Here is a 25,244-nt window from a genome sequence, read left to right as displayed (position 1 = left end):
GCTCCTTATTCGGCCGAAGCGGCGTCGTCGCCGGCTTCGTCGGTGTTGGCGGGGGTGGCTTCCTCGTCGTCACGACGACGACGCTCGCCACGCTCGGGCTTGTCACCCTTCTCGTCCTTGCTCTTCATGATCAGCGACTGCTCGGTGTCCGGGCCATCGCGCTTGATGACCAGGTTGCGCAGCACGGCGTCGTTGAAGCGGAAGCTCTCGACCAGCTCGTTCAGCACGGCCTGGTCAGCCTCGATGTTCATCAGGACATAGTGGGCCTTGACCAGGTTCTGGATCGGGTAAGCCAGCTGGCGGCGGCCCCAGTCTTCCAGACGGTGGATGGTGCCGTTGCCGTTCTCGACCAGCGCCTTGTAGCGCTCGATCATGGCCGGGACCTGTTCGCTCTGGTCCGGGTGGACCATGAACACGACTTCGTAATGACGACTCATGTTTTTCTACCTTTCGGATGTTGGCCCTGATGGGCCGGACAGCCCCCCGGCAGGGCACGAGGCCCGACGGTGGAGCAAGGGACCTGCACCACACAGGCGCAAGAAGCCGGAAATTATGGCAGCGCAAGGACCTTGACGCAAGGATCACGCGGATCCTGCGCCACACGGGGGCATTACGGGGCCAGTGGCCCGGGACCGGATCAGGCCTTGTCGGCCTCGGTGGTGAAGCTCTCGCCGCAGCCGCACTCGGCGGCGGCATTCGGATTCCTGAACGTGAAGGTCTCGCTCAGCCCGTGCTTGCCGAAGTCGATCTCGGTCCCATCCACCAGTGGCAGGCTCTGGGCGTCGACATAGACACGCACGCCATCCTGCTCGAACACCGCATCGCCCTCGCGCTGGTCACGGGCCAGGTCGGTGACGTGGCCCCATCCGGAGCAGCCGGTGCGGGTCACGCCGAAACGCAGGCCCAGCGCGCCGGGGGTCTGCTCGACGAAGCGCCTGACGCGGGCGGCGGCAACGGGGGTGAGGTGTACAGCCATCTGTGGACTCCAGCTAAGTGTGGCAATTATAGGCGGTCGCCCGCCGGGGCCGGCGACGAGGGCGTGAAATGCCTCGCAAGCACGCTGCCGCAGCCGTTAAACTTCCCCGTTCACAGATCGAGTCGATCAGCAGAGGATTCAAGTCATGACGGTGGTCAGCGTTGAACATGCGCTTGCCGGGAAGATCCCGGAAGGCGGCAAAGTCACGGTACGCGGTTGGGTGCGCACGATGCGCGGGTCCGCGGCGCTGGCCTTCATCAACGTCTCCGACGGCTCCTGCTTCGCCCCGATCCAGGTGGTCGTGGCGGACACCCTGCCCAATTTCGACGAGATCAAGCGCCTGACCTCGGGCTGCTCGGTCGTCGCCTGCGGCACCCTGGTCAAGTCGCAGGGCAAGGGCCAGTCATTCGAGATCCAGGCCGAGGCGGTGGAAGTGGTGGGCTGGGTCGAGGACCCGCTGACCTATCCGATCCAGCCCAAGCCGATGAGCCCGGAGTTCCTGCGCGAGGTCGCCCACCTGCGCCCGCGCACCAACCTGTTCGGCGCGGTCACCCGCATCCGCAACTGCCTGGCCCAGGCGGTGCACCGTTATTTCCACTCCAACGGTTACTGCTGGATCTCCACCCCGATCATCACCACCTCCGACGCCGAAGGTGCCGGCCAGATGTTCCGCGTTTCCACGCTGGACATGGCCAACCTGCCGCGCGATGGCGCCGGCAACATCGACTTCAGCCGCGACTTCTTCGGCAAGGAAACCTTCCTGACCGTGTCCGGCCAGCTCAACGTCGAGGCGTACGCGCTGGCGCTGAGCAAGGTCTACACCTTCGGCCCGACCTTCCGCGCCGAGAACAGCCACACCACCCGCCACCTGGCCGAGTTCTGGATGGTGGAGCCGGAAATCGCCTTCGCCGACCTGGCCGAAGACGCCCGCGTGGCCGAGGACTTCCTGAAGTACCTGTTCAAGGCAGTGCTGGAAGAGCGCGCCGACGACATGGCCTTCATTGCCGAGCGCGTGCAGAAGGACGCCATCACCCGCCTGGAAGGCTTCATCAACGCGCCGTTCGAGCAGATCGACTACGGCGACGCGATCAAGCTGCTGCAGGCCTCGGGCAGGAAGTTCGACTTCCCGGTCGAATGGGGCCTGGACCTGCAGACCGAGCACGAGCGCTGGCTGACCGAGGAACATGTCGGTCGCCCGGTGGTGGTGACCAACTACCCCGAGCACATCAAGGCCTTCTACATGCGCCTGAACGACGACGGCAAGACCGTCGCGGCGATGGACGTGCTGGCCCCGGGCATCGGCGAGATCATTGGCGGCAGCCAGCGCGAGGAACGCCTGGACGTGCTCGACGCGCGCATGGCGCAGTTCGGCCTGGATCCGGAGCACTACCAGTGGTATCGCGACTTCCGTCGCTACGGTTCGGTGCCGCACGCCGGTTTTGGCCTGGGCTTCGAGCGCCTGGTCGTCTACGTCTGCGGCCTGAGCAACATCCGCGACGCCATCCCCTACCCGCGCGCCCCGGGCAGCGCGGAGTTCTGACCGGACACGGAGGCGACCATGGCCCTGTTCTTCGCGCTGTGCTTCGTTGGCGTGGCGGTCGCAGGGTTCAGCGCCTTCGTGATCTTCTGGCCGCTGACCCTGGTGCACCTGCGCGACCGCCACCCGGCGCTCGCGCAGCAGTTCGGCAGCGGCGCCTTCCTCAAGCCCGAAGCCCTGGCCTGGCTGCTGCGCCGCGATTACCGCGCGCAGCCGGACCGCTCGCTGTCGGGCCTGGCGACACCGGCCTGGGTATCGCTGCTGACCCTGCTGGCCGGACTGGGCATGGCTGCCCTGCTCTGGCTGGCCTCGCTCTGGTAGGACACACATGAACGACATTTCGACAGCCCGCGACAGCTGGTGGCTGGCCACGCTCGGCAACACCCTGATCTGGGCACGGCTGCGGGTGCGTCCGGCCGGCACCGCCGAGGTCCTGGACAGCGACGGCAACACCCTCAGCTACGACAGCGAGGACACCGCCCGCTCGCAGCTGTTCGACGCCGAGTTCGTCGAGTTCGACGGGCTGGACGAGGAAGACGCACTGCACCGCGGCTTCTCCCTGCACGAGGTGCAGCCGCCGCAGGCCGAGAGCGATGACGCCCTGCGCGGCCGCATGGTGCTCAACCTCGGCAGCCGCGCCTGACCGCCGATGTTCGTTCCCCCGGCCTTCGCCGCGACCGACCTGGTCTGGCTGGACAGGCTCCTGGCCCGTGATGCCTTCGTCACCCTGGCCACCACCGGCGACGATGGGCTGCCGCAGTTGACCCAGCTGCCGGTGACCTACCGGCGTGACGGCAGCGACATCCTGATCGAAGGCCACTGGGCCCGGGCCAATCCGCAGTCCGGCCATTCCGGGCCCGCGGTGATGCTGGTCCACGGCCCGCATGGCTACGTCTCGCCGGGCTGGTATCCGGACAAGGATGCCCAGGGCCGGGTGCCGACCTGGAACTATGCCGCCGCCGAGCTGCGGGGCACGCTGGAGCGCGTGACCGATATCGGCGTGCTCGAGGCGATGCTCGCCCGCCTGGCCGAAGTGAACGAGGCCGCGGTCGGCGGCGACTGGCAGATCGACCCGGCCGATCCACGCCACGTGCGCCTGCTCGGGGGCATCATCGGCTTCCGTTTCCGCCCGCAACAGGTGCAGGTCAAGCTCAAGCTGAGCCAGAACCATCCCCAGGCCAACCAGCGCTCGGTGATCGACGCGCTGCAACGCCAGGACTCCCCCGCTTCCGATGACCTGGCGCAGTGGATGCGACAGGTCCGCGCCAGCAGCGGCCACGCCGGCTGAGCGCATCCGTTTCCCACGACGACGCGGCCCAACCCGCGCCATCCCCCAAACAGACCGTCAGGGACACCATGAAGGACATCCACAAACTGCTGCAGAACAATCGGGAATGGGCCGACCGGATCGAGCGCGAGCAGCCGGACTTTTTCGAGCAGCTGGCCAAGCAGCAACATCCCGAGTACCTGTGGATCGGCTGCTCGGACTCGCGCGTGCCGGCCAACCAGATCATCGGCATGGCACCGGGCGAGGTGTTCGTCCACCGCAACGTCGCCAACGTGGTCGTGCACACCGACCTGAACTGCCTGAGCGTGATCCAGTACGCAGTGGACCAGCTCAAGGTGAAGCACATCCTGATCGTCGGCCACTACGGCTGCGGCGGCGTGCATGCCAGCCTGCACCAGACCCGCGTGGGCCTGGCCGACAACTGGCTGCGTCACGTCAGCGACGTCGGCCAGAAGCATGCCGCCATCCTCGACGCGATCGATGACCCGGACCTCAAGCACGCGCGCCTGTGCGAGCTCAACGTGATCGAGCAGGTGGTCAACGCCTGCCGCTCGACCATCGTGCAGGATGCCTGGGCACGCGGGCAGAAGCTGATGGTCCACGGCTGGGTGTACAGCCTCAAGGACGGCCGCGTGCGCGAGATGGGCATCGACGTGGGCAATGCCGATGACCTGCAGCCTGCCTACGAGAAGGCCCTGTCCTTCGTCCCCCGTCGCGGCAAGCGCGACTGACCCTGCCGGAGCCAAGCATGCTCGCCGCGCCCATCAACCTGCAGGCCTGGATCGAGGCCAACCGGCACCTGCTCAAGCCGCCGGTCGGCAACAAGATGATCGACAACGGCGACTTCATCGTGATGGTGGTCGGCGGGCCGAACTCGCGCACGGACTTCCACTACGACGAAGGCCCGGAGTGGTTCTACCAGCTCGAGGGCGAGATGGTGCTCAAGGTGCAGGAGGACGGGAAGGTGCGCGATATCCCGATCCGCGCCGGCGAGGTGTTCCTGCTGCCAGGCAAGGTGCCGCATTCGCCGCGGCGCCCGCCCGGCGGCGTGGGCCTGGTGATCGAGCGCAAGCGCCTGCCGCACGAGCTGGACGGCGTGATCTGGCACTGCGAACAGTGCAACCACAAGCTGCACGAGGAGTATTTCCCGCTGCAGAACATCGAGACCGACCTGCCGCAGTTGTTCGCGCGTTACCACGCCAACCTGCAACTGCGCACCTGCAGCCAATGCGGGCACGTCGATCCGCTGCCAGCCGGCACGGTCCTGCCCGAAGGCTGACCGGACGCGTTTGCGCGACGGCGCAACACGGACGCGGCGGGTAAACTGCCGGTCCACTTCAGTGTGCAGTGCCCCGATGACCGAGACGCTTACCCGCACCCACGCCATCGCACTGGATGCCGCAGACCCACTGCGCCAGTTGCGAGGCGAGTTCATCTTTCCCCAGCACCAGAACGCCGACCAGACCTACTTCGTCGGCAACTCGCTCGGCCTGCAGCCGCGCGGCGCCAAGGCGATGGTGCATGAGGTACTGGACCTGTGGGCGCGCCATGCGGTGGAAGGCCACTTCACCGGCCCGACCCGCTGGATGAACTACCACCGCCTGGTGAGCGAGCAGCTGGCCCGCGTGGTCGGCGCGCTGCCGTCGGAAGTGGTGGCGATGAACACGCTCAGCGTCAACCTCAACCTGATGCTGGTCAGCTTCTACCGCCCGACCTCCGAACGTCCGGCGATCCTGATGGAGGCCGGCGCCTTCCCGACCGACCGCCACGCGGTGGAATCGCATATCCGCTTCCACGGTTTCAATCCGGAAACCGACCTGATCGAGCTGGCACCGGACGAGCCCAACGGCACGATCTCGATGCAGGCCATCGAACGGGCGATCGCCGAACACGGCCCGCGCCTGGCGCTGGTGCTGTGGCCGGGCGTGCAGTACCGCAGCGGCCAGGCCTTCGACATTGCCGAGATCACCCGCCTGGCGCGTGCGCAGGGCGCCAATGTCGGCTTCGACCTGGCCCATTCGGTCGGCAACACGCCGCTGGCCCTGCATGACGCTGGCCCGGATTTCGCGGTGTGGTGCCACTACAAGTACCTCAACAGCGGCCCCGGCGCGGTGGCCGGCTGCTTCGTGCACGCACGCCACGGACGCGATGGCAGCCTGCCGCGTTTTGCCGGATGGTGGGGCCATGACGAGGCCACCCGCTTCCAGATGGCGCCCACGTTCTCCCCGGCCGAAGGCGCCGAGGGCTGGCAGCTCAGCAATCCACCCGTGCTGGGCCTGGCGCCGCTGCGTGCCTCGCTGGAGCTGTTCGACCGCGCTGGCATGCCGGCGCTGCGGCAGAAATCGCTGCAGCTCACCGGCTTCCTCGAGGCGCTGGTGCAGGCACGCCTGTCCAGCGTGTTGCAGATCATCACCCCGTCCGAACCGGAGCGTCGCGGTTGCCAGCTGTCGCTGCGCGTGCGCGGCGGCCGCGAACAGGGCCGTGCGCTGTTCGAATACCTGCACTCGGTCGGCGTGCTCGGCGACTGGCGCGAGCCGGACGTGATCCGCATCTCCCCCGCCCCGCTCTACAACCGCTTCCGCGACGTCTACCACTTCGTCGAGGAAGTGGAAGCGTGGGCCGGCGTCTGATCCCCTCCAGGCCATCGACTTGATCGCAGAACCCACTCGCTCGCTGACCCTGATCGGGGCCGGGCTCGCCGGCTCGTTGCTGGCCATCCTGCTGTCCCGCCAGGGCTGGCGGATCACCGTGTACGAGCGTCGCGGCGATCCGCGCATCTCCGACTACGAATCCGGTCGCTCGATCAACCTCGCGCTGGCCGAACGCGGCCGCAATGCGCTGCGCCAGGCCGGCGTGGAAGATGCGGTGATGGCCAAGGCGGTGATGATGCGCGGGCGCATGGTCCATCCGCGCGAAGGCGACCCGCTGCTGCAGCGCTATGGGCGCGACGACAGCGAGGTGATCTGGTCGGTGCACCGCAACGACCTCAACATCATCCTGCTGCAGCTGGCCGAGGAAGCCGGCGCGCAGATCCACTTCCACCGGCGCCTGCACACGGTGGATTTCGATGCCGGCTATGCGCGCTTCATCGATGACCGCGACGACCACCCGCACGACATCCACTTCTGCACCCCGCTGATCGGTGCCGACGGCGCGGGCTCGGCGCTGCGCGCGGCGATGAACCGCAAGTGCCCGCTGGGCGAGCACACCGAGTTCCTCGACCACTCCTACAAGGAGCTGGAAATCCCGCCGGGCCCGGATGGCGGTTTCCTGATCGAGCCCAACGCTCTGCACATCTGGCCGCGCGGCCGCTACATGTGCATCGCCCTGCCCAATGACGAGGGCACCTTCACCGTCACCCTGTTCCTCCCCAACGAGGGCGACCCGGGCTTCTCAACGGTACGCAACGGCGAGGAGGCCGAGGCGCTGTTCGCACGCGACTTCCCCGACGCGCTGCCGCTGATCCCGCGCCTGCGCCAGGACTGGGAGCAGCATCCACCGGGCCTGCTCGGCACGCTGTACCTGGACCGCTGGCACCTCGGTGGCAAGGCGGTACTGCTGGGCGATGCCGCCCACGCGATGGTGCCGTTCCACGGCCAGGGCATGAACTGTGCGTTCGAGGACTGCGTGGTCTTGGCCGACAAGCTGCTGCACGCCAGTTCGGCCGAGGAGGCCTTCGCCGCGTTCGAGGCCGAGCGCAAGCCCAATGCCGCAGCCATCCAGCAGATGGCACTGGAGAACTACATCGAGATGCGCGACCAGGTCGCCGACGCCGGCTTCCTGCTGCGGCGCGAACTGGAGCAGGAACTGCAGCGGCGCTGGCCCACGCGTTTCGTGCCGCACTACACGATGGTGACCTTCATGCACACGCCGTACGCGGTGGCGCTGGAGCGGACCCGCGTGCAGCACCGCATCCTGGTCGAGGCCACCGATGGCCACGATAGCCTGGCCACCGTCGACTGGGCCGCGCTCGAGCGGATCGTGCACGATGCCCTGCCGCCACTGGAGGGGGCGCACTGAGCGCCCTGCCCCGTCCCCGTAAACCGCACCACGATGCCCGACACCTTCCTCTTCTACGACCTGGAAACCTTCGGCCAGGACCCCCGCCGCACCCGCATTGCCCAGTTCGCGGCGGTGCGTACCGATGCCGAGCTGCGTCAGGTCGAGGAGCCGGTCAGCTTCTTCGTGCGACCGGCCGATGACCTGCTGCCCTCGCCTGTTGCCACCCTGATCACCGGCATCACCCCGCAGCGGGCAATGGTCGAAGGCGTCAGCGAGGCCGAGGCGTTCGCCCGCATCAACGAGCTGATGTCGCGGCCACAGACCTGCACGCTGGGCTACAACACGCTGCGCTTCGACGATGAGTTCGTGCGCTGCGGTCTGTTCCGCAATTTCTACGACCCGTACGAGCGCGAGTGGCGCGGCGGCAATTCCCGCTGGGACCTGCTGGACATGCTGCGGCTGGTGCACGCGCTGCGTCCGGAAGGCATCCACTGGCCGCAGCGCGAGGACGGTGCCACCTCGTTCAAGCTCGAGCACCTGGCCCTGGCCAACGACGTGCGCGAAGGCGATGCCCACGAGGCACTGTCCGACGTGTACGCCACCATCGGCATGGCCCGCCGCTTCCGCCAGGCGCAGCCCCGGATGTGGGACTACGCCCTGCGCCTGCGCGACAAGCGTTTTGCCGGCAGCCTGCTGGACGTGGTGGCGATGCAGCCGGTGCTGCACGTGTCGATGCGCTATCCGGCCACGCGCCTGTGCGCGGCGCCGGTGCTGCCGCTGACCCGGCATCCGCATATCGCCAGCCGGGTGATCGTGTTCGACCTGGACGGCGATCCACAGGCGCTGCTGGACCTGGACGCCGAGGAAATCGCCCGCCGCGTGTACACCCGCGCCGCCGACCTGCCAGAAGGCCAGCAGCGGGTACCGCTCAAGGAAGTGCACCTGAACAAGGTGCCGGCACTGGTCGCGTGGAACCACCTGCGCCCGGCCGACCTGGAACGGCTGTCGATCGATACGGTGGCGGTCGAACGCAAGGCCGCGCAGTTGCGCGCCATGGGCCCGGCACTGGCCGAGAAGGTGCGCCGCGTGTTCGCCCAGCCACGCCCGGATGAAGGCACCCCGAACGACGCCGATGCCTCGATCTACGACAGCTTCCTCGCCGAAGGCGACCGTGCGCTGATGCCAAAGGTGCGTACCGCACCGCCCGAGGCGCTGGCGGCGATGGAGGCCAGCTTCCGCGATCCGCGGCTGCCCGAGCTGCTGTTCCGCTACCGCGCCCGCAACCATCCGCACACCCTCACCGAAGCCGAGCGCGGCCGGTGGCAGGACTACCGCCGCCGTCGCCTGCTGGGCGAGGGCCTGGGCGAGCAGAACCTGCCGGCCTACTTCGCCCAGATCGACGAACTCCGCACCACCCACGCCGATGACGGCGGCAAGCTCGCCCTGCTCGATGCGCTCGCCTCGTGGGGCAGGCAACTGGAATCGACCCTGTGAGCAGCTACTTCACCCCGGCCAGCCTGCACTTCCTGTCGCAACTGGCAGCCAACAACAACAAGGCCTGGTTCAACGAGCACAAGGCCCACTACGAACAGCATGTGCGCCAGCCGTTCCTGCAGCTGATCGCCGACATCGCGCCGGACATCGAGGCGATCAGCCCGCATTTCCGCGCCGATCCGCGCACCGTGGGCGGTTCGCTGTACCGCATCCAGCGCGATGCGCGCTTCTCCAACGACAAATCGCCTTACAAGGGCTGGCAGGGCTGCCGCTTCTACCACGAGCGCCGCCGCCTGCAGATCGTGCCGCTGTTCTACCTGCACATGCAGCCGGGCAACTGCTTCCTCGGCGGTGGCCTGTGGCATCCGGAACCGCAGAACCTGCAGAAGGTGCGGCAGTTCATCTTCGACAATCCGGCCAGCTGGCAGCGCGCCGCGCACGCGCCGTCGATCACCTCGCGCTTCGTGATGGACGAGGACGAGAAGCTGCAGCGCCCTCCTCGCGGCTACCCGGCCGACCACGAGTTCATCGAGGACCTGAAGCAGCGCAACTGGGTGTACTCGCGATCGCTCACTGACGCGCAGATGTGCAGCCCCAAGCTGCGCCAGACTCTGGTGGCCGACTACACCACGCTGGCACCGTTCATCGACTACCTGTGCGCGGCGCTGGACCTGGAGTTCTGAGCTGCCTGCCAGTACGGCCGCCGGGTGCCTGCACGCCCGCTTTACGCTTTCCTTCCGTGATTGCGGCACCCTGAGCCGGTCGCAGCGGGGACAGTGCCATGACCAGCATCCACCACCAGATCTGGATAGACGCGCCGGCATCCACGGTTTATCGCGCCCTGGCCGATGCCAACGGGCTGGGCCAGTGGTGGGCAGCCCACCACGAACATGAGATCGATGGCGTGCGGGTGCTGGAACACAGTCCCGGCCCGGCGCACGGCATGGTGCGGATGAAGGTGATCGAGGCCGTGCCCGACCGTCGCATCCGCTGGGAAATCATCTCCAACCATCCGCCGCAGAGCCCGGCCTCGGCATGGACCGGCACCCACGTGCAGTTCGAGATCTCGCGCCGCGCCAGCCTGGGCCACTGGCGCGGCATGGACAAGGAAGGCGAGCCCTTCACCGTGGTCGATTTCCAGCACCTGGGCTGGAGCCCGGACAACGAATTCCTCGGCTGGTGCAGCCAGGCCTGGGCCGAGACCCTGGTGATGCTCAGGCAGTGGGCCGAGGCCCAGGCCCACCCCAACGGAGCGAACAAATGAGGAAAGTCGTTGCGGTGCTGGTCCTGCTGCTGCTTGGCCTGCTCGGCTGGAGCGTCGCCGGCCCCTACCTGGCCATCCGTGGCATCAGCCAGGCCATCGAGCAGCGCGATACCGCCCGGCTCGAGCGCCATGTGGACTTCCCAACCCTGCGCATGAACCTCAAGGCCCAGCTGGCCGACCAGGTGGTGCGCCGTGCGGGCGTGGATGCGCAGTCCAGCATGTTCGGTGCGGTGGCGATCTCGCTGGCCGGCAACCTTGCCGGCGCCGGCGTCGATGCGATGGTCACCCCGACCGGCATCGCCGCCCTGCTGCAGGGCCACGCGCTGTGGAAACGCGCCAGTGGCCAGACCATCGGCGGCGACAGCTATGCGCCCACCCAGCCCGCACAGCCGCTGAAGGATGCCAGCCATCGTTTCGAATCACTGTCGCGCTTCACCGCCACCGTGCACACCGAAGACGGCCAGCCGCTGGTGTTCGTGCTCGACCGGCAGGGACTGCAGTGGCGCCTGACCGACATCCGCCTGCCGCTGGACGCTGGCTGAGCCCGGCCAGCGCGCAGCTTCAGCCCGGCTGGCGCCGCGCCCAGGCCTGTTGCAGCCGCAGGAAACCGGCGCCGAGCTGGCCACGCGCCCGCCACGGCAGACGTGACAGCGCCGCGTTCGCGCTGACTGGCTGCGGCCGGCCATTCCAGGCAATCACCACCTCGTTGCTTTCCTTTGGCTCCTCCAGCCGGATCACCCGGCTGTCGAAGCTGCGGCGCAGGCGTCGGCAGTGCTGGCGCACGTCGGTGTCGTAGAGGTTGGATGCCATCACCCCATCGGCGGTAAGCGCCTGCTGGCAGTCGTCGTAGAAGGCCTGGCTGCCGAGTGCATCGGGGATGCCTTCAACGTCATAGGCATCGACCAGCAACAGGTCGAACTGGCCACGGCGGCCACGCAGCCAGGCCGCGCCATCGCCGTGCTCGACCTGCAGCCGGGCATCGTCGTCGGGAATGCGGAACTCACGACGCAGCACCAGCACGCTGGCATCGGCCTCGACCACCTCGATCCGCGCCTGCGGCAGGTGCCGGTAGCAGAACTTCGCCTGCGCGCCGCCGCCCAGGCCGATGATGCCGATGCGCTTCGGCGCGGGGTGCAGCCACAGCGCAGCCAGCATGGTCCGGGTGTAGCCGACCAGCAGCCGGTCCGGCGCCCAGCGCAGCATCCGGGTCTGGGTCACCTCGCCGCGGAACTGCAACTCGAGGTAGCACCAGCTGCGGCGGACGTACGCCCCACCGCTCATTCGGTGGCGATGACGTTGGCGATGCCGTGCGGCACGTGGCCGGCGGCCACGCTCTGGTGCTGCAGGGCGCTGTCGATGTTGTGCTGGGAATCGTCGAAGAAGATGTCCGCGCCGAAGGCTTCCAGGAACGGCCCCTTGTGGCGCCCGCCCAGGAACAGCGCTTCGTCCAGGCGCACGCCCCACTCGCGCAGGGTGCGGATCACCCGCTCGTGGGCTGGGGCCGAACGCGCGGTGACCAGCGCGGTGCGGATTGGGGCCTGTTCGCCGGCTGGGAACGCGGCCTGCAACGCATGCAGGGCCGAGAGGAAGTTGCGGAACGGGCCACCACTGAGTGGCTCGCGTGCGCGCTCGCGTTCGTGCCGGCCAAAGGCTTCCACGCCCTGCTCGCGCGAAATGCGCTCGCTCTCGTCGCCGAAGATCACCGCGTCGCCGTCGAATGCGATGCGCAGCTGGCCCAGCGGCCGGCCGGTATCGACCGGGCTGGTGGCCGCGGCCTGGATGGTCTCGCCCATGGGTTTGGGCAGGATGGTCGCCGCGGCAATGCCGTGCACGAGCGCGCGCCGCACCGAGTCCGGGTTGGCCGACAGGAACAGGTCGGTGCCGAACGGCTTGACGTAGGGCCAGGTCGGCTCGCCGGCGGTGAAGGTGGCGCGGATGATGCCCAGCTCGTAATGCTGGATCGAGTTGAAGATGCGCAGGCCGGTATCGGCCGAATTGCGCGACAGCAGGATCACCTCGACCCGCGGGTCTTCCGGGCTTGCGCCCTGGTTGAGCGCCAGCAGCTTGCGCACCACCGGGAAGGCCACGCCGGGGCGCAGCACGTCGTCCTCGTGCTTGCGCTGGTATTCGGCATAGGCCTCCACGCCTTCGGCCTCGAACAGCGCGTGGCCCTCCTCCAGGTCGAACAGCGCCCGCGAGGTGACCGCCACGGTGAGGAGTCTTGGAGTGTTGTCGCCCATGCCTGCCGGATGTTCCTGTGATCGGACGCGATTCTAGCCGCTGCCCGTCGCAAACGCGGAGACAGCGGGCGCGCCTCAGAACATGAACTGCTCGGAGAGGATGCGTTCTTCCAGGTTGTGCTCCGGGTCGAACAGCAGGGTCACCCGGCGCTCGCGCGATTCGCGGATGGTGACCTCGACCACGTCGCGGGTCTCGTGCGAATCGGCGGTGACGCTGACCGGGCGCTTATATGGGTCCAGCACGCGGAAGCGCACCTCGGTATCGGCCTTGAGGATGGCGCCGCGCCAGCGCCGCGGCCGGTACGGGGCCAGCGGGGTCAGGGCGATGGTGTGCGAACCCAGCGGCAGGATCGGGCCGTGCGCCGAATAGTTGTAGGCGGTGCTGCCGGCCGGGGTGGAGACCAGCACGCCGTCGCAGATCAGCTCCTCGACCCGGGTCTGGCCATTGAGGTCGATGCTGATGTGCGCGGCCTGGCGGGTCTGGCGCAGCAGCGACACGTCGTTGTAGGCCAGCGAGCCGGTGGTGGTGCCCGATTCGGTCTGCGCCAGCATCTCCAGCGGGTGCAGGTGCGCCGGCTCGGCATCGGCCAGGCGCGCGTAGAGGTCGTCCTCTTCGCGGTAGTGGTTCATCAGGAAGCCGACCGTGCCCAGCTTCATGCCGAATACCGGTTTTCCGAGGTCGCCATGCCGGTGCAGGGTCTGCAGCATGAAGCCGTCGCCGCCCAGCGAAACGAGCACGTCCGCATCGGCAGGCGCGCAGTCGCCGTAGCGGGCGGCCATGTCGGCGCGCGCACGCTGCGCCGGTTCGGCGGTACTGGCCAGGAAGGCGATACGGGGAGAGGCGGTCATCATCGGCTCCGTCAGGGGCCATGAGGATAACGCGAGCGCGCGGCGGTTCCATCCGCCCCTCGACGTCTTCCTGGCCGGCTGGCTCAGGACGCCTTGCGGGCGGTGGTCTTCTTCGCCGCCTTCTTCGTGGCCTTGCTGGCCTTCTTCGCGGTCGACTTGCTGGAAGTGGACTTGTCAGCGTCCTTGGTCGCCTTGGCCGCGGTCTTCTTGGCCGGGGTGCGCTTGTTGGACTTCAGGCTCTCCTGCAGCAGCGACATGAAGTCGACCACATTGGTCGCCGCATCCTCGTGCGGCTCGGGCTCCTCGAACCTGGTGGTGGAGCCGGACGACTTGATCCGCTTCTTGATGATGTCCGACAGGCGCATGCGGAACTCGTCCTGGTACTGGCTCGGGTCCCATTCGGAAGTCATCGACGCGATCAGCTGCTCGGCCATCTCCAGTTCCTTGGGCGCGAGCCGGTAGTCCGAGGGCTTGCCGTCGGGCAGCTTGTACTCCTCCAGATCCACCAGTTCCTGCGGATAGCGCAGCAGGATCAGCACCAGCGCATCGCCCTCGGGCATCACCGCGCACATGTACTCGCGGGTACGGATCACCACCCGCGCGATGCCGACCTTGCCGGTCTTCTTGAGCGTCTCGCGCAGCAGCACATACCCCTTCTCGGCCTTCTTGCCGGGGACCAGGATGTAGGGCTTCTCGAAGTAGCGCAGGTTGATGCTGGACGCATCGACGAAGGCCTCCACGTCCACCGATTCGTGCGTCTCCGGCGCAGCGGCGGCGATGTCCTCCTTCTCGATCACCACGTAGCTGCCCTTGTCGTATTCGAAGGCCTTGACGATGTCCTTCCACGGCACTTCCTCGCCGGTGTCGGCGTTGACCCGCTCGAAGCGGATTGGCTTCTTGTCGCGCGAGTCGAGCATGCGGAAGCTCAGGTCGGTACGGCGCTCGCCGGACATCAGCGAAACGGGGATGTTGAGCAGTCCGAACGAAAGCGAGCCGGTCCAGATCGGGCGGGCCATGGTCAGCCTCCAGGAAGTCGTGGAGCCCGTTCTAAGCCCGGCACCGTGAAATCGGCGTCCCTGCCCTCAGCCGGCGCTGACCTCGATCCAGGTCGGCGCATGGTCGCTGGCCTTGTCCTGCAGGCGCACCCAGCGGTCCACGCCCGCGCCCTTCAGCCGCTTGGACAGCACCGGGTTCAACAGCAGGTGGTCGATGCGCAGGCCCCGGTCGCGCTCGGCGTGCTGGCGGAAATAGTCCCAGAACGTGTAGATCCGTTTGTCGCCGTGGACCTTGCGCACCGCGTCGGTCCAGCCCTGCTCGAGCAGTTCCTCGAAAGCCTGCCGGACCTCGGGCTGCAGCAGCGCATCCTTGCGCCAGCCCTTGGGGTCGTAGATGTCCTCGTCGGTAGGTACGACGTTGAAGTCGCCCATGATCACCGCGGGGTGTGGCAGCGCCACCAGCGATCTGGCATGGCGCTGCAGGCGGCGTATCCAGCGCAGCTTGTAGTCGAACTTCGGGCCCGGCTGCGGGTTGCCGTTGGGCAGGTAAATGCCGGCCACGACGATCCCATGCACCGCCGCTTCCAGGTACCGGCTCTGCTTGTCGGCCGGCTCGCCCGGCAGCCCGCGCCGGCTTTCCACCGGCATCGTGCCGCGTCCCAGCAGGGCCACGCCGTTCCAGGAGCGCTGCCCCTGCCAGATCGCGCCGTAGCCGGCGGCTTCCAGCTCGGCGGCCGGGAATGCCTCGTCCACCGCCTTGAGTTCCTGCAGGGCGACGACGTCGGGCTTCTCCTGTTCCAGCCACGCCAGCAGGTGGGCCAGCCGCGTGCCGATGCCGTTCACGTTGAAGGTCGCCAGTTTCAGTTTCCGCGTCCGGGCCATGCTGCTGCCGCCAATGGGGATGGGGTCTGACGCTAGCCGCCCATGCATCGGCAGCAGGTGAAGCGGATGCGTAGACGCCGGCACGGCGTGTTCACTGCCCCCGCGGTTTGCTGCACGTTCCCATGCCTGGAGAAAACCATGAAGAAGCCGACGCTAGCCCTGCTGTCCGCCGCCTGCCTGGCCGCCATGACCCTGACCGCCTGCAACAACGATCGCAATGACCGCGACGGCTCCGTCATGGCAGGCGATACCGCCGCCACTGCCGATGGCACCGATCCGACCATGGCCGACGACACCGCCATGGGCACCGGCACCGGTACGGCCGACGCGATGGACGGCACTGGTGCGATGAACGCCGACAATGCCTCCGCCCCGGCCGCCGAGCGTTCGGCACTGGGCGTGCTCAACGCCATCAACCAGCATGAAATTGCCGCCGGCAAGCAGGCCCAGTCCAAGGGCGTCAGCGGCGACGTCGCCGCCTATGCCCAGCGCATGATCGACGAGCACACCCGTAACCACGACACCACCTCCGGCTTCGGCCCGAATGCCGATGACGCCGATGCCCAGGCGCAGAAGCGCAAGGGCGAGGAGGAGCTGGCCACGCTGGACAAGAAGAATGGCGACGAGTACGCCAAGGCCTATATCGATGCGATGGTGAAGGGCCATACCGAAGCCCTGTCGACCCTCGACAGCAAGCTCATTCCCGCCGCCAGTCGCCCGGAAGTGCGCGACCACCTGACCACCACGCGTGAACACGTGGCCCAGCACCTGGAACAGGCCAAGGCGCTGCAGGGCAGGTAAGCCCCGTATATCGCTGGAGCAAAGGGCCGTCATCCGACGGCCCTTTTTTTCATGCGCCTGCCAGCCTGGCCAGTCAGAACAGCGAACCCTGCGCCGCGGCCGCCGGGGGATAGACCAGGCCATCCCCGACTGCACGGGCGTCAGGATTGATTTCGTGCGGCTGCGGAGGTTTTTCGTCGATCACGTGCAGTACCTCGACGCCGCGATGCACCAGCAGGTCGGAGATCAGCCGCCGGTGGCAGCGCCACCACAGCGCCTCGGCGCACATCAGTGCGGTCCGTCGGCCTCGGGCCAGCGCCATCGCCTGCCCGAGGCCGTCGGCGAACTCGGTGCTGTCCATGTGGTCGGCATACCCCTGGAAGGCGGCGTTGCGCCACGCGCCGTTGGGCGAATCGGCCAGCGGAGTCCGCCGGCCTCCCAGCTGCGGCAGCCACAGGTAGTCCAGGCCGGCATCCGGCAGCGAGTTCCGCAGCACCGGCTCGGCAAACCACGGATAGCGGCGCGAGCCGGGGAAGCGGCGGACATCGACCACTGCCTCGATGCCATGGATGGCCAGCAACTGAAGGAAGGCCTCCCACTCACGGGTGGAATGACCTACGGTCCAGACGGTTGCCGGCATCGTTTTTTCGCCTACCGCTCCGGTCACGCCCCGCTCCGCAGGATCCTGCCTTCGTCATCCACGCCATGGATCCGACCGCTGTTGCCGGGCCGGAACAGCGTGCCTTCCGGGCGCAACGGCGCCACCCCATGTTCCTGCCGGCCGGCCTGCATGGCCGCCATGCGGTCGGCCAGGCGTGGCAGCAGCCGGCTCATGGTCACATCCATGTGCGCCATGGCGCCGACCTTGATGTCGCGACCACCCTGCTCTGCCGCCTTGAGGATGGTCTCGGCCACGCGCTGCGGGTCGATCAGCGGGGTCGGCAGCTTGGGCTCGTGGTCAAGGTAATTGCGGGCATGCTGCGGGTACGGGGTATTGGTCGCCCCTGGCTGTACCAGCACGACCGAAACGCCAGCGTCCTCCACCAGTTCCTGCTCCACCCGCAATGCATCAGTGAAGCCCTTCACCGCGTGCTTGGAGGCGGCATACATGCCCTGCAGCGCCAGCACCGCCTCGGACACCTCGCTGCCCAGGTTGACCAGCACGCCGCGCGATGCGCGCAGCGCAGGCAGTACGGCCAGCGAGGCGTTGACCACGCCCCAGAAATTGACGTCGAACAGGCGCCGGCTGTCCTGCTCGTCAACCTCGTCCAGACGGCCATAGATCGCCACGCCGGCATTGTTGACCCAGGTGTCGATGCGGCCATGGCGGGCGAGGATGGCAGCAACCGCTGCCTCCACCTGCTGCCGGTCGGCGACATCCACCTCCATCGCGGTGGCCGAGCCGCCCTCGCCTTCGATGGCAAGCACCACCTGCTCCAGCACCTCGATGCTGCGCGCAAGCATCACCACCCGCGCGCCGCGCTCGGCCGCCAGCACCGCGGTGCACAGGCCCATGCCGCTGCTTGCGCCAGTGATGACGATGACCTGCTCGCCAAGGGGTTTGTGCTTCATCGCAGCGCTCCTGCATTGGGATAGCCCCATCCTGGGAGTGCATCCATGCGGGGGAAGTGAAGCCCCCGGCAAGGCCGCGTGCGCGCCGCCTGTTCACCCGGCGCCCAAAAAAAGACAGCCCCGCCGGAGCGGGGCTGTCTGTCGAACCATGCCGGGAGCAGGCTCCCGGAACGATCAGGCGCCGTGCGCGGCCAGCTGGCCCAGGCGCTGGACTGCCACCGACACGGTCGGGTAGTCCAGGGTCTTCTGCTCGGCCAGTTCGGCCAGCATCGACAGGGTGAAGCGCAGGCTGCTGTCGTCGCGGCCGATCCAGGCCGCCACCTTGGCTTCGGCGTTGGCCCCCTTCGTCGACAGCACCTGGCCGGTGAGCGTGCGCTGGTGCGCGGCCAGCTCGTCACGCAGCACGCCACGGGCCACCGCGTGCCAGCGGCCGTTGACCTCCAGCGCGTCGATCTGCTCGAACAGCCACGGCAGCTGCAGTGCCTCGCCCAGGCGGAAGTGGACCTTGGACACGTCCACCGGCTTGAGCTTGCGGGTCCGGGCCAGTTCGATGATGTCGAACGCCGGCTCCAGGAACTGCAGTTCGGACAGCTGCTGCGCCAGTGCCGCCGGCAGGCCCTTCTGCTTCCACTCGGCCACCGAGGCCTCGTAAGCCGGACGCTGCGAGTCAGGCAGCACGCCCGAAGCGACGCGGATGTCGTTGAACGCGGCCTGGTAGCGATCCACCGCCGCGGTGATGCCCGGCATGGTGCCCGGGCGCGACAGCAGCCAGCGCACGAACGAGCGCTGCAGCTTCCAGATCACTTCCAGTGCATCGATCTGCACCGACTCCGGCAGCTTGCCGTCCAGTGCATCGATCTGCGCCCACAGCGCACGGGCATCCAGCGTCTCGCGGCTGATGGTGTAGGCCTTGGCGACCTCGGCCACGCTGCGGCCGGTGTCTTCCTGCATGCGCATCAGGAAGGTGGCGCCCATGCGGTTGATGGTCTGGTTGGTCACCGCGGTGGCGATGATCTCGCGCTTCAGGCGGTGGCGCTCCATCGCATCGGCGTACTTCTTCTGCAGCGGCGCCGGGAAGTAGCGCTGCAGCTCCTTGGACAGGTACGGATCCTCGGGGATGTCCGAATCCAGCAGCTGGTTGAACGCGACCAGCTTGGAGTAGGACAGCACCACGGCCAGCTCCGGACGGGTCAGGCCCTGGCCGCGTGCCTTGCGCTGCGACAGCTCGGCGTCGGACGGCAGGAACTCGATCTGGCGGTCCAGAAGCCCCTGCTGTTCCAGCGTGCGGATGAAGTGCTGCTTGGAGCCCAGGCGCTTGACGCTCATCCGCTCCATCAGGCTGATGGCCTGGTTCTGGCGGTAGTTGTCGTTGAGCACCAGCGCGGCGACCTCGTCGGTCATCGAGGCCAGCAGCTTGTTGCGCGCGGCCACGGTGAGCTGCTTGTTGCGCACCACGTCGTCGAGCAGGATCTTGATGTTCACCTCGTGGTCGGAGGTGTCCACGCCGGCGGAGTTGTCGATGAAGTCGGTGTTGAGCAGCACGCCGTTCTGCGCGGCCTCGATACGGCCAAGCTGGGTCATGCCCAGGTTGCCGCCCTCGCCCACCACCTTGCAGCGCAGCTCGCAGCCATTGACGCGCAGCGCGTTGTTGGCACGGTCGCCGACATCGCTGTGCTGCTCACTGGAGGCCTTGACGTAGGTGCCGATGCCGCCGTTCCACAGCAGGTCCACCGGGGCCTTGAGGATCGCGTTCATCAGGTCGGTCGGCGACAGCGCCTTGACGCTATCGTCCAGGCCCAGCACCTCGCGCACCTGGGGGGTGATCTCGATCGACTTCAGCGAACGCGCATACACGCCGCCGCCCTTGCTGATCAGCTTGGTGTCGTAGTCGGCCCAGCTCGAGCGCGGCAGCGCGAACATGCGCTCGCGCTCCAGGAACGAGCTGGCCGCATCCGGGTTCGGGTCCAGGAAGATGTGGCGGTGGTCGAACGCGGCGACCAGGCGGATGTGGCGGCTCAGCAGCATGCCGTTGCCGAACACGTCGCCGGACATGTCACCCACGCCCACCGCGGTGAAATCCTGGCTCTGGCTGTCGCGGCCCAGCGCACGGAAGTGGCGCTTGACCGACTCCCACGCACCACGGGCGGTGATGCCCATGCCCTTGTGGTCGTAACCGACCGAGCCACCGGACGCGAACGCGTCGCCCATCCAGAAGCCGTGGGCCACGGCCAGGCCGTTGGCGATGTCGGAGAAGCTGGCCGTGCCCTTGTCGGCGGCCACCACCAGGTACGGATCGTCCAGGTCATGACGCACGACATCCACCGGCGGCACGATCTTGCTGTTGACGATGTTGTCGGTAATGTCCAGCAGGCCCTGGATGAACAGCTTGTAGCAGGCCACGCCCTCGGCGAACCATGCATCGCGGTCCACCGACGGATCCGGCAGGCGCTTGGCGAAGAAGCCGCCCTTGGCACCGACCGGCACGATGACGGTGTTCTTCACCATCTGCGCCTTGACCAGGCCCAGCACCTCGGTACGGAAATCCTCGCGGCGATCGGACCAGCGCAGGCCGCCACGGGCCACTGCGCCGAAGCGCAGGTGTACGCCCTCCACGCGCGGGCCGTAGACGAAGATCTCGCGGTACGGACGCGGCTTGGGCAGGTCCGGGACCAGCGCGGGGTCGAACTTGAAGCTGATGCAATGGCCGTACTGGCCATCCTTCTTCTGGTAGTAGCTGGTGCGCAGGGTCGCTTCGATGACGCTGATGAAGCTGCGCAGGATGCGGTCCTCGTCCAGGCTGGACACGCGGTCCAGCAGCTTGAGCAGGGCCTCGCGGGTGGCCTCCATCTGCGCGGCGCGGTTGCCCTTGCGCGCGTCGATGACCGGCTGCAGCACCTTCAGGGTGGCTTCGTCGCCAGCGGCGAGCACCTTGAACTGTTCGGTCAGGCGGGCCTGGCCGGCAGCGACCTCGGCCTTGCTCTCGCTGCCGGTGGTCGGATCGAAGCGGGCCTCGAACAGTTCCACCAGCAGGCGGGCCAGTAGCGGATAGCGGGTGAAGGTGCCTTCGACGTAGGCCTGCGAGAACGGCACGCCGGTCTGCAGCAGGTACTTGCAGTAGCCACGCAGCATCGAGACCTGGCGCCAGTCCAGCGCGGCGGCCAGCACCAGGCGGTTGAAGCCATCGTTCTCGGCATCGCCGTGCCACACGCGCTTGAAAGCCTCGCCGAAGGCGCTGTCGACCGCGGCGGCGTCGATGTCGCCGGCGATCGATTCGACCTCGAAGTCCTGGATGTAGACCGGGGCGTTGTCGACGTGCAGCTGGTACGGGCGCTCCGCCATCACGCGCAGGCCCATGTTCTCCATCATCGGCAGCGCATCGGACAGCGGGATGTCCTTGAGCTGGCGGTACAGCTTCAGGCGCAGGCCATTGCCGTTGTCACGCGGCACCGACTGCAGGCTCAGGCGCAGGTCTTGCGGGCCGGCAAGCGCAGCCAGCTGGCTGACGTCGTTGGCCGCCACCTCGGTGGTGGAGTCCTCGATGTAGCCGGCCGGCAGGGCGCGACCGATGCGGGTGGCGATGCTCAGGCCTTCGGCTTCGCCGTGGCGCGCGACCAGCGCTTCGCGCAGGTCATCGTTCCAGTTGCGCAGCACGTGGGCCAGGCGCTGTTCCAGGTCGGCGGCGTCGAACTCGAGCACCTGGCCGGCCTTCGAACGCACGATCAGGTGCACCTGCGCCAGCGGCGAATCACCCAGCACCACGCTGGAATCGATGTACTCGCCCTGCAGCGCTTCCTTCAGCATGGCCTCGATGCGCAGGCGCACGTCGGTGTTGAAGCGCTCGCGCGGCAGGTAGACCAGCGCCGAAATGAAGCGGCTGAACTTGTCGCGGCGCAGGAACAGGCGGCTGCGCACGCGCTCCTGCAGGCCCAGCACGCCCATCGCGGTGCGATAGAGCTCGTCTTCACTGGACTGGAACAGCTCCTCGCGCGGCAGGGTTTCCAGGATGTGGCGCAGCGCCTTGCCGCTGTGGCTGCTCGGCGCCAGGCCGGACTGATTCATCACGTATTCGTGGCGCTGGCGCACCAGCGGGATCTCCCACGGCCGGCGGTTGTACGCGCTGGAGGTGAACAGGCCCAGGAAACGCTGCTCGCCGATGATCTTGCCCTTGGCGTCGAACTCGAGGACGCCGATGTAATCCATGTAGCCGGCGCGGTGGATGCGCGAGCGGGCGTTGGTCTTGGTCAGGATCAGCGCGTCCTTCAGCCCGGTGGTGGCGTTCAGGCCCTGCGCGGCCAGGGTCTTGACCGGGCGGGCGGCGGACTTGTCCTTGCCGCGCATCAGGCCCAGGCCGGTGGCATCAATGGGTGCCAGCACTTCTTCCTTGCCCTGCTTCTCCACGCGGTATTCGCGGTAGCCGAAGAAGGTGAAGTGGTTTTCGGCGGCCCAGCGCAGGAACTCCTGCGACTCCTTGCGTGCGCCGTCGTCCATCGGCAGCTTGCGGCTGCCCAGTTCCTCGGCCAGCGCGACCATCTTCTCGCGCATCGGGACCCAGTCCTTGACGATGCTGCGTACGTCGCCCAGTACCTGGCGGATGTCGGCCTCGATGCGCGGCATGGCGTCTGCCGTCTGGCGGTCGATTTCCAGCAGCATCATCGATTCGGCCTGGCCGTCGCCGACGGATGTCAGCTTGCCGGCCTTGTCGCGCTGCACCTGCAGGACCGGGTGGCCCAGCACGTGCACGCCGATGCCACGCTCGGCCAGCGCCATGGTCACGGTGTCGACCAGGAACGGCATGTCGTCGTTGACGATCTGCAGCACGGTGTACTGGGATTCCCAGCCGTTGGCCTTTGCCGTCGGGTTGAACACGCGCACGTTGGCCTGGCCCGGCTTGCGGGTGCGGGCGAACTCGAGCATGTCGGCGGCGATGGCCGCCCAGACTTCCACCGGATGCAGCGGGAACTCGTCCGCCTCCATGCGCTTGTAGAAGTCACCGGCAAACGCTACTGCCTGTGCCTGCGCAGCCGCCGGATAGCGCTTCCGCAAAGCCGTGAACACCGGTTCGAGGGTGAAGCCGACGGGCGAAACACTGTGCTGACCGGCCGTTTTGGATTTGGACTTTGCAGACTTGGCAACGCTGTTTTGCGGTTTCATGGCAGAGCGAGGTGTGATGCTCGGTTTGGGAAAATGAAATTGTATCTCCCGAAACCAAATGTGCCTTGCTGCAGGACGGCATTATCCCGCCGCGTTTAACTGCGGGTTCGAGTGAAGCGCGAGCATTCGCCACCGTGTGGTGCGTGCACGGAGCAGCGCACACGAGACAACCCGACCCCGTCCGTCGACGACGTGGAATCGGGGCGGAGCGTTCGCGTTCCAGCACCTTGGCCCCACGACCTGCCCGCAAGTCCCCGCGCCGGACCATCTGACGCTGTCCTAATTGTGAACTGGACGGTATAGTCCACTGTCTGTGAACGCCCCCACCTCCCCTGCCAGCGACGTTGACCCGCGCGACCAGCGCGTGTTTGATGCCGTGCGCGAGCTGCTCTCCATCGACGGCATGCGCCTGAGCATGGAAGCGGTGGCCGCGCGCGCCGGCTGCTCCAAGCAGACCCTCTACAGCCGCTACGGCTGCAAGCAGGACCTGCTGCGCCGGGTGCTGCAGCAGTACGTGGTCGCCACGACTGCGCAGCTGGCGCTGGAGGACGACGACGATGTCCGCCAGACCCTGGAGGCCTTCGCCGTCACCTATCTGGAAAGCCGATCGCTGCCGCAGGCCATGCAGACCCACCAGCTGCTGCTGGCTGAGGCCCGCTCCTTCCCCGAGGAGGCCGAGGCGCTGTACCGCAACAGCGCGGTGGCACTGCATTCGCACCTGGCTGAATGGATGGCAACAGCCAGCCGGCGCGGTAATCTGCGCCATGACGACCCGCACTTCATGGCGGAGCTGCTTATCAGCATGATCGTCGGTCTGGATTTCGATCGACGTCTTTTCAATGCCCCCTACCGGGACGGCGCCGAAGCACGGCGCCACTGGGCCGGATTCGCGGTGGACGCATTCCTGCGTGCCATGGCTCCGGAGGCGGAGCAGAACATCTTCCCGCATACCAATAAAAACAAGCTCCGGAGTTATTCCTGATGATCGCGCCACTCCGCCACATCGTCCTCGCCTGTGCTGCTACCGCTGCACTGGCCGCCTGCAGCAAACCCGAACAGCAGATGCCGCCGCCGCCGGAAGTGGGCGTGATAGAGGCCAAGCCGCAGTCGGTACCGCTGCAGCGCGACCTGGTCGGCCGCCTCTCGCCGTTCCGCTCGGCCGACGTCCGTGCCCGCGTGCCGGGCGTGCTGCTCAAGCGCGTCTACGCCGAAGGCAGCGAGGTCAAGGAAGGCCAGCTGCTGTTCCAGATCGACCCGGCGCCGCTGCGTGCCTCGCTGGCGGCCGCCGAGGCCCAGCTGGCTTCGGCCCAGGCCAGCTACACCAATGCCAGGTCGACCGCGACCCGCGCCCGCGGGCTGGCACCGCAGGGCTACGTGTCCAAGTCCGACCTGGACAACGCCGAAGCCGCCGAGCGCAGCAGCGCCGCGGCCGTGCAGCAGGCCCAGGCCGCCGTCACCAGCGCCCGCATCAGCCTGGGTTACGCCAGCGTCACCGCACCGATCAGCGGCCGCGCCGGCAAGCAGCAGGTGACCGAAGGCGCGCTGGTCGGCCAGGGTGAAACCACCCTGCTGACCACCGTGGACCAGATCGACCCGCTGTACGTGAACTTCTCGATGAGCGCCGACGAACTGCAGTTGCTGCGCCAGGCACAGACCCGCGGCGCAGTCGCCCTGAACGACACGGCGCAGGCCAACATCAGCGTGGAATTGGCCGACGGCAGCACCTACGGCCACGAGGGCACGCTGGACTTCTCCGACACCACGGTCGACCCGACCACCGGTGCGGTCTCGCTGCGCGCCCGCCTGCCCAACCCCGAGCGCATCCTGCTGCCGGGCTCGTTCGTGACCTTCAAGGCCACCCTGGGCGAGCGCAAGGATGCCTACCTGGTGCCGCAGCAGGCGCTGCTGCGCGATACCAACGGCGGCTACGTCTACGTGGTCGGCAAGGACGGCAACGTGGCGCGCAAGAATGTCACCGTCGATGGCCAGCAGGGCACCAGCTGGCAGGTGACCGGTGGCCTGGAGCCGGGCGACCAGGTGGTCGTCAGCGGCGTGCAGAAGGTCAAGGAAGGCGCCCCTGCCAGGGCCGTGGCCTGGCAGCCGCAGGCCACCCCGGGCAATGAAGGCGCAGCTGCTCCGCAGGCCGGCGACGCACCGGCCGCCCAGCAGGAACAGCCCGCCGAGGACGCCGCGGCACAGCCGCAGCAGTAACGG

25 protein-coding genes are annotated in these 25,244 nt (G+C 67.7%); 15 read left to right on the top strand and 10 right to left on the bottom strand.

Annotated elements, in window-relative coordinates:
• Positions 1–5: 5 nt before the first annotated feature.
• On the bottom strand, positions 6–437 hold the full coding sequence (gene rpsF, locus LG380_RS03830; RefSeq protein WP_225763692.1) for a 30S ribosomal protein S6: 432 nt from the start codon (positions 435–437) through the stop codon (positions 6–8).
• A 200-nt stretch (positions 438–637) separates the two neighbouring features.
• Entirely contained in the window at positions 638–976 is a 339-nt protein-coding gene (locus LG380_RS03825) for an iron-sulfur cluster assembly accessory protein (protein WP_225763691.1), read from the bottom strand.
• A gap of 145 nt (positions 977–1,121) precedes the next feature.
• Here LG380_RS03825 and asnS point away from each other — a divergent pair, with 145 nt between their 5' ends.
• From asnS to LG380_RS03765, 12 genes are all read left to right on the top strand, one after another.
• Entirely contained in the window at positions 1,122–2,516 is a 1,395-nt protein-coding gene (gene asnS, locus LG380_RS03820) for an asparagine--tRNA ligase (protein WP_225763690.1), read from the top strand.
• A gap of 18 nt (positions 2,517–2,534) precedes the next feature.
• Positions 2,535–2,834 carry a hypothetical protein gene (locus LG380_RS03815; protein ID WP_225763689.1) on the top strand — a complete coding sequence of 100 codons (300 nt, stop codon included), beginning with the start codon at positions 2,535–2,537 and terminating at the stop codon, positions 2,832–2,834.
• Between the two features lie 7 nt (positions 2,835–2,841).
• Entirely contained in the window at positions 2,842–3,156 is a 315-nt protein-coding gene (locus LG380_RS03810) for a hypothetical protein (RefSeq protein WP_225763688.1), read from the top strand.
• 6 nt (positions 3,157–3,162) lie between these two features.
• Entirely contained in the window at positions 3,163–3,801 is a 639-nt protein-coding gene (locus LG380_RS03805; RefSeq protein WP_225763687.1) for an FMN-binding negative transcriptional regulator, read from the top strand.
• A 68-nt stretch (positions 3,802–3,869) separates the two neighbouring features.
• The gene (gene can, locus LG380_RS03800) at positions 3,870–4,532 is read left to right on the top strand and encodes a carbonate dehydratase (RefSeq protein ID WP_225763686.1); all 663 of its coding nucleotides are present in this window, start codon (positions 3,870–3,872) and stop codon (positions 4,530–4,532) included.
• Between the two features lie 17 nt (positions 4,533–4,549).
• Positions 4,550–5,080 carry a 3-hydroxyanthranilate 3,4-dioxygenase gene (locus LG380_RS03795; protein ID WP_225763685.1) on the top strand — a complete coding sequence of 177 codons (531 nt, stop codon included), beginning with the start codon at positions 4,550–4,552 and terminating at the stop codon, positions 5,078–5,080.
• A gap of 76 nt (positions 5,081–5,156) precedes the next feature.
• Positions 5,157–6,431, top strand: coding sequence for a kynureninase (kynU, locus tag LG380_RS03790; RefSeq protein ID WP_225763684.1), 1,275 nt, complete (start codon positions 5,157–5,159; stop codon positions 6,429–6,431).
• Between the two features lie 19 nt (positions 6,432–6,450).
• On the top strand, positions 6,451–7,821 hold the full coding sequence (locus LG380_RS03785; protein ID WP_225763683.1) for an NAD(P)/FAD-dependent oxidoreductase: 1,371 nt from the start codon (positions 6,451–6,453) through the stop codon (positions 7,819–7,821).
• Between the two features lie 33 nt (positions 7,822–7,854).
• Positions 7,855–9,297 (top strand): exodeoxyribonuclease I, encoded by a 1,443-nt coding sequence (gene sbcB / locus LG380_RS03780; protein ID WP_225763682.1) that lies wholly within the window; start codon positions 7,855–7,857, stop codon positions 9,295–9,297.
• A complete protein-coding gene (locus tag LG380_RS03775) occupies positions 9,294–9,980 on the top strand; it encodes a DUF2461 domain-containing protein (protein WP_225763681.1) in 687 nt (228 codons plus the stop codon). Before sbcB ends, LG380_RS03775 begins: the two co-directional genes overlap by 4 nt.
• Before the next feature lie 98 nt (positions 9,981–10,078).
• Entirely contained in the window at positions 10,079–10,561 is a 483-nt protein-coding gene (locus tag LG380_RS03770) for an SRPBCC domain-containing protein (protein WP_225763680.1), read from the top strand.
• Positions 10,558–11,103: a DUF2939 domain-containing protein gene (locus LG380_RS03765; RefSeq protein WP_225763679.1), complete on the top strand. Its 546-nt coding sequence runs from the start codon at positions 10,558–10,560 to the stop codon at positions 11,101–11,103. The genes LG380_RS03770 and LG380_RS03765 overlap by 4 nt, the downstream gene beginning before the upstream one ends.
• Positions 11,104–11,122: 19 nt before the next feature.
• On the opposite strand, the gene LG380_RS03760 is transcribed toward LG380_RS03765, so the two are convergent.
• The 5 genes from LG380_RS03760 to xth all read right to left on the bottom strand — a co-directional run bounded on the left by LG380_RS03760 (position 11,123) and on the right by xth (position 15,527).
• Positions 11,123–11,842, bottom strand: coding sequence for a transferase (locus LG380_RS03760; protein ID WP_225763678.1), 720 nt, complete (start codon positions 11,840–11,842; stop codon positions 11,123–11,125).
• Positions 11,839–12,801, bottom strand: a complete 963-nt coding sequence (locus LG380_RS03755; RefSeq protein WP_225763677.1) for a 5'-nucleotidase — start codon at positions 12,799–12,801, stop codon at positions 11,839–11,841. The genes LG380_RS03760 and LG380_RS03755 overlap by 4 nt, the downstream gene beginning before the upstream one ends.
• 75 nt (positions 12,802–12,876) lie before the next feature.
• Positions 12,877–13,650, bottom strand: a complete 774-nt coding sequence (locus LG380_RS03750; RefSeq protein ID WP_225763676.1) for an NAD kinase — start codon at positions 13,648–13,650, stop codon at positions 12,877–12,879.
• An 83-nt stretch (positions 13,651–13,733) separates the two neighbouring features.
• A complete protein-coding gene (locus tag LG380_RS03745) occupies positions 13,734–14,666 on the bottom strand; it encodes a Ku protein (RefSeq protein WP_225763675.1) in 933 nt (310 codons plus the stop codon).
• A 66-nt stretch (positions 14,667–14,732) separates the two neighbouring features.
• Positions 14,733–15,527 (bottom strand): exodeoxyribonuclease III, encoded by a 795-nt coding sequence (gene xth, locus LG380_RS03740; protein WP_225763674.1) that lies wholly within the window; start codon positions 15,525–15,527, stop codon positions 14,733–14,735.
• A 138-nt stretch (positions 15,528–15,665) separates the two neighbouring features.
• Here xth and LG380_RS03735 point away from each other — a divergent pair, with 138 nt between their 5' ends.
• Positions 15,666–16,328, top strand: a complete 663-nt coding sequence (locus LG380_RS03735) for a DUF4142 domain-containing protein (protein WP_225763673.1) — start codon at positions 15,666–15,668, stop codon at positions 16,326–16,328.
• A gap of 73 nt (positions 16,329–16,401) precedes the next feature.
• On the opposite strand, the gene LG380_RS03730 is transcribed toward LG380_RS03735, so the two are convergent.
• From LG380_RS03730 to LG380_RS03720, 3 genes are all read right to left on the bottom strand, one after another.
• The gene (locus tag LG380_RS03730; protein ID WP_225763672.1) at positions 16,402–16,947 is read right to left on the bottom strand and encodes a DUF488 domain-containing protein; all 546 of its coding nucleotides are present in this window, start codon (positions 16,945–16,947) and stop codon (positions 16,402–16,404) included.
• A 23-nt stretch (positions 16,948–16,970) separates the two neighbouring features.
• Positions 16,971–17,879 carry an SDR family oxidoreductase gene (locus LG380_RS03725; RefSeq protein WP_225763671.1) on the bottom strand — a complete coding sequence of 303 codons (909 nt, stop codon included), beginning with the start codon at positions 17,877–17,879 and terminating at the stop codon, positions 16,971–16,973.
• Between the two features lie 174 nt (positions 17,880–18,053).
• A complete protein-coding gene (locus tag LG380_RS03720; RefSeq protein WP_225763670.1) occupies positions 18,054–23,030 on the bottom strand; it encodes an NAD-glutamate dehydrogenase domain-containing protein in 4,977 nt (1,658 codons plus the stop codon).
• A gap of 403 nt (positions 23,031–23,433) precedes the next feature.
• Here LG380_RS03720 and LG380_RS03715 point away from each other — a divergent pair, with 403 nt between their 5' ends.
• A complete protein-coding gene (locus LG380_RS03715; protein WP_263973793.1) occupies positions 23,434–24,012 on the top strand; it encodes a TetR/AcrR family transcriptional regulator in 579 nt (192 codons plus the stop codon).
• Entirely contained in the window at positions 24,012–25,241 is a 1,230-nt protein-coding gene (locus LG380_RS03710) for an efflux RND transporter periplasmic adaptor subunit (protein ID WP_225763668.1), read from the top strand. The genes LG380_RS03715 and LG380_RS03710 overlap by 1 nt, the downstream gene beginning before the upstream one ends.
• The last annotated feature ends 3 nt before the right edge of the window (positions 25,242–25,244 follow it).

Origin of the sequence: Stenotrophomonas sp. Marseille-Q4652, from assembly GCF_916618915.1 — a bacterium.
Lineage (GTDB): Bacteria > Pseudomonadota > Gammaproteobacteria > Xanthomonadales > Xanthomonadaceae > Stenotrophomonas.
Note: the sequence above shows the minus strand (reverse complement) of the source record. Positions and strands in the feature narration are given on the sequence as shown.

Bases quoted from the DNA above. Each gene is read 5' to 3' on its own strand.
- rpsF (WP_225763692.1), bottom strand. From the start codon at position 437: ATGAGTCGTCATTACGAAGTCGTGTTCATGGTCCACCCGGACCAGAGC.
- LG380_RS03825 (WP_225763691.1), bottom strand. From the start codon at position 976: ATGGCTGTACACCTCACCCCCGTTGCCGCCGCCCGCGTCAGGCGCTTC.
- asnS (WP_225763690.1), top strand. From the start codon at position 1,122: ATGACGGTGGTCAGCGTTGAACATGCGCTTGCCGGGAAGATCCCGGAA.
- LG380_RS03815 (WP_225763689.1), top strand. From the start codon at position 2,535: ATGGCCCTGTTCTTCGCGCTGTGCTTCGTTGGCGTGGCGGTCGCAGGG.
- LG380_RS03810 (WP_225763688.1), top strand. From the start codon at position 2,842: ATGAACGACATTTCGACAGCCCGCGACAGCTGGTGGCTGGCCACGCTC.
- LG380_RS03805 (WP_225763687.1), top strand. From the start codon at position 3,163: ATGTTCGTTCCCCCGGCCTTCGCCGCGACCGACCTGGTCTGGCTGGAC.
- can (WP_225763686.1), top strand. From the start codon at position 3,870: ATGAAGGACATCCACAAACTGCTGCAGAACAATCGGGAATGGGCCGAC.
- LG380_RS03795 (WP_225763685.1), top strand. From the start codon at position 4,550: ATGCTCGCCGCGCCCATCAACCTGCAGGCCTGGATCGAGGCCAACCGG.
- kynU (WP_225763684.1), top strand. From the start codon at position 5,157: ATGACCGAGACGCTTACCCGCACCCACGCCATCGCACTGGATGCCGCA.
- sbcB (WP_225763682.1), top strand. From the start codon at position 7,855: ATGCCCGACACCTTCCTCTTCTACGACCTGGAAACCTTCGGCCAGGAC.
- LG380_RS03770 (WP_225763680.1), top strand. From the start codon at position 10,079: ATGACCAGCATCCACCACCAGATCTGGATAGACGCGCCGGCATCCACG.
- LG380_RS03765 (WP_225763679.1), top strand. From the start codon at position 10,558: ATGAGGAAAGTCGTTGCGGTGCTGGTCCTGCTGCTGCTTGGCCTGCTC.
- LG380_RS03760 (WP_225763678.1), bottom strand. From the start codon at position 11,842: ATGAGCGGTGGGGCGTACGTCCGCCGCAGCTGGTGCTACCTCGAGTTG.
- LG380_RS03755 (WP_225763677.1), bottom strand. From the start codon at position 12,801: ATGGGCGACAACACTCCAAGACTCCTCACCGTGGCGGTCACCTCGCGG.
- LG380_RS03750 (WP_225763676.1), bottom strand. From the start codon at position 13,650: ATGACCGCCTCTCCCCGTATCGCCTTCCTGGCCAGTACCGCCGAACCG.
- LG380_RS03745 (WP_225763675.1), bottom strand. From the start codon at position 14,666: ATGGCCCGCCCGATCTGGACCGGCTCGCTTTCGTTCGGACTGCTCAAC.
- xth (WP_225763674.1), bottom strand. From the start codon at position 15,527: ATGGCCCGGACGCGGAAACTGAAACTGGCGACCTTCAACGTGAACGGC.
- LG380_RS03735 (WP_225763673.1), top strand. From the start codon at position 15,666: ATGAAGAAGCCGACGCTAGCCCTGCTGTCCGCCGCCTGCCTGGCCGCC.
- LG380_RS03730 (WP_225763672.1), bottom strand. From the start codon at position 16,947: ATGCCGGCAACCGTCTGGACCGTAGGTCATTCCACCCGTGAGTGGGAG.
- LG380_RS03725 (WP_225763671.1), bottom strand. From the start codon at position 17,879: ATGAAGCACAAACCCCTTGGCGAGCAGGTCATCGTCATCACTGGCGCA.
- LG380_RS03720 (WP_225763670.1), bottom strand. From the start codon at position 23,030: ATGAAACCGCAAAACAGCGTTGCCAAGTCTGCAAAGTCCAAATCCAAA.
- LG380_RS03715 (WP_263973793.1), top strand. From the start codon at position 23,434: ATGCGCCTGAGCATGGAAGCGGTGGCCGCGCGCGCCGGCTGCTCCAAG.
- LG380_RS03710 (WP_225763668.1), top strand. From the start codon at position 24,012: ATGATCGCGCCACTCCGCCACATCGTCCTCGCCTGTGCTGCTACCGCT.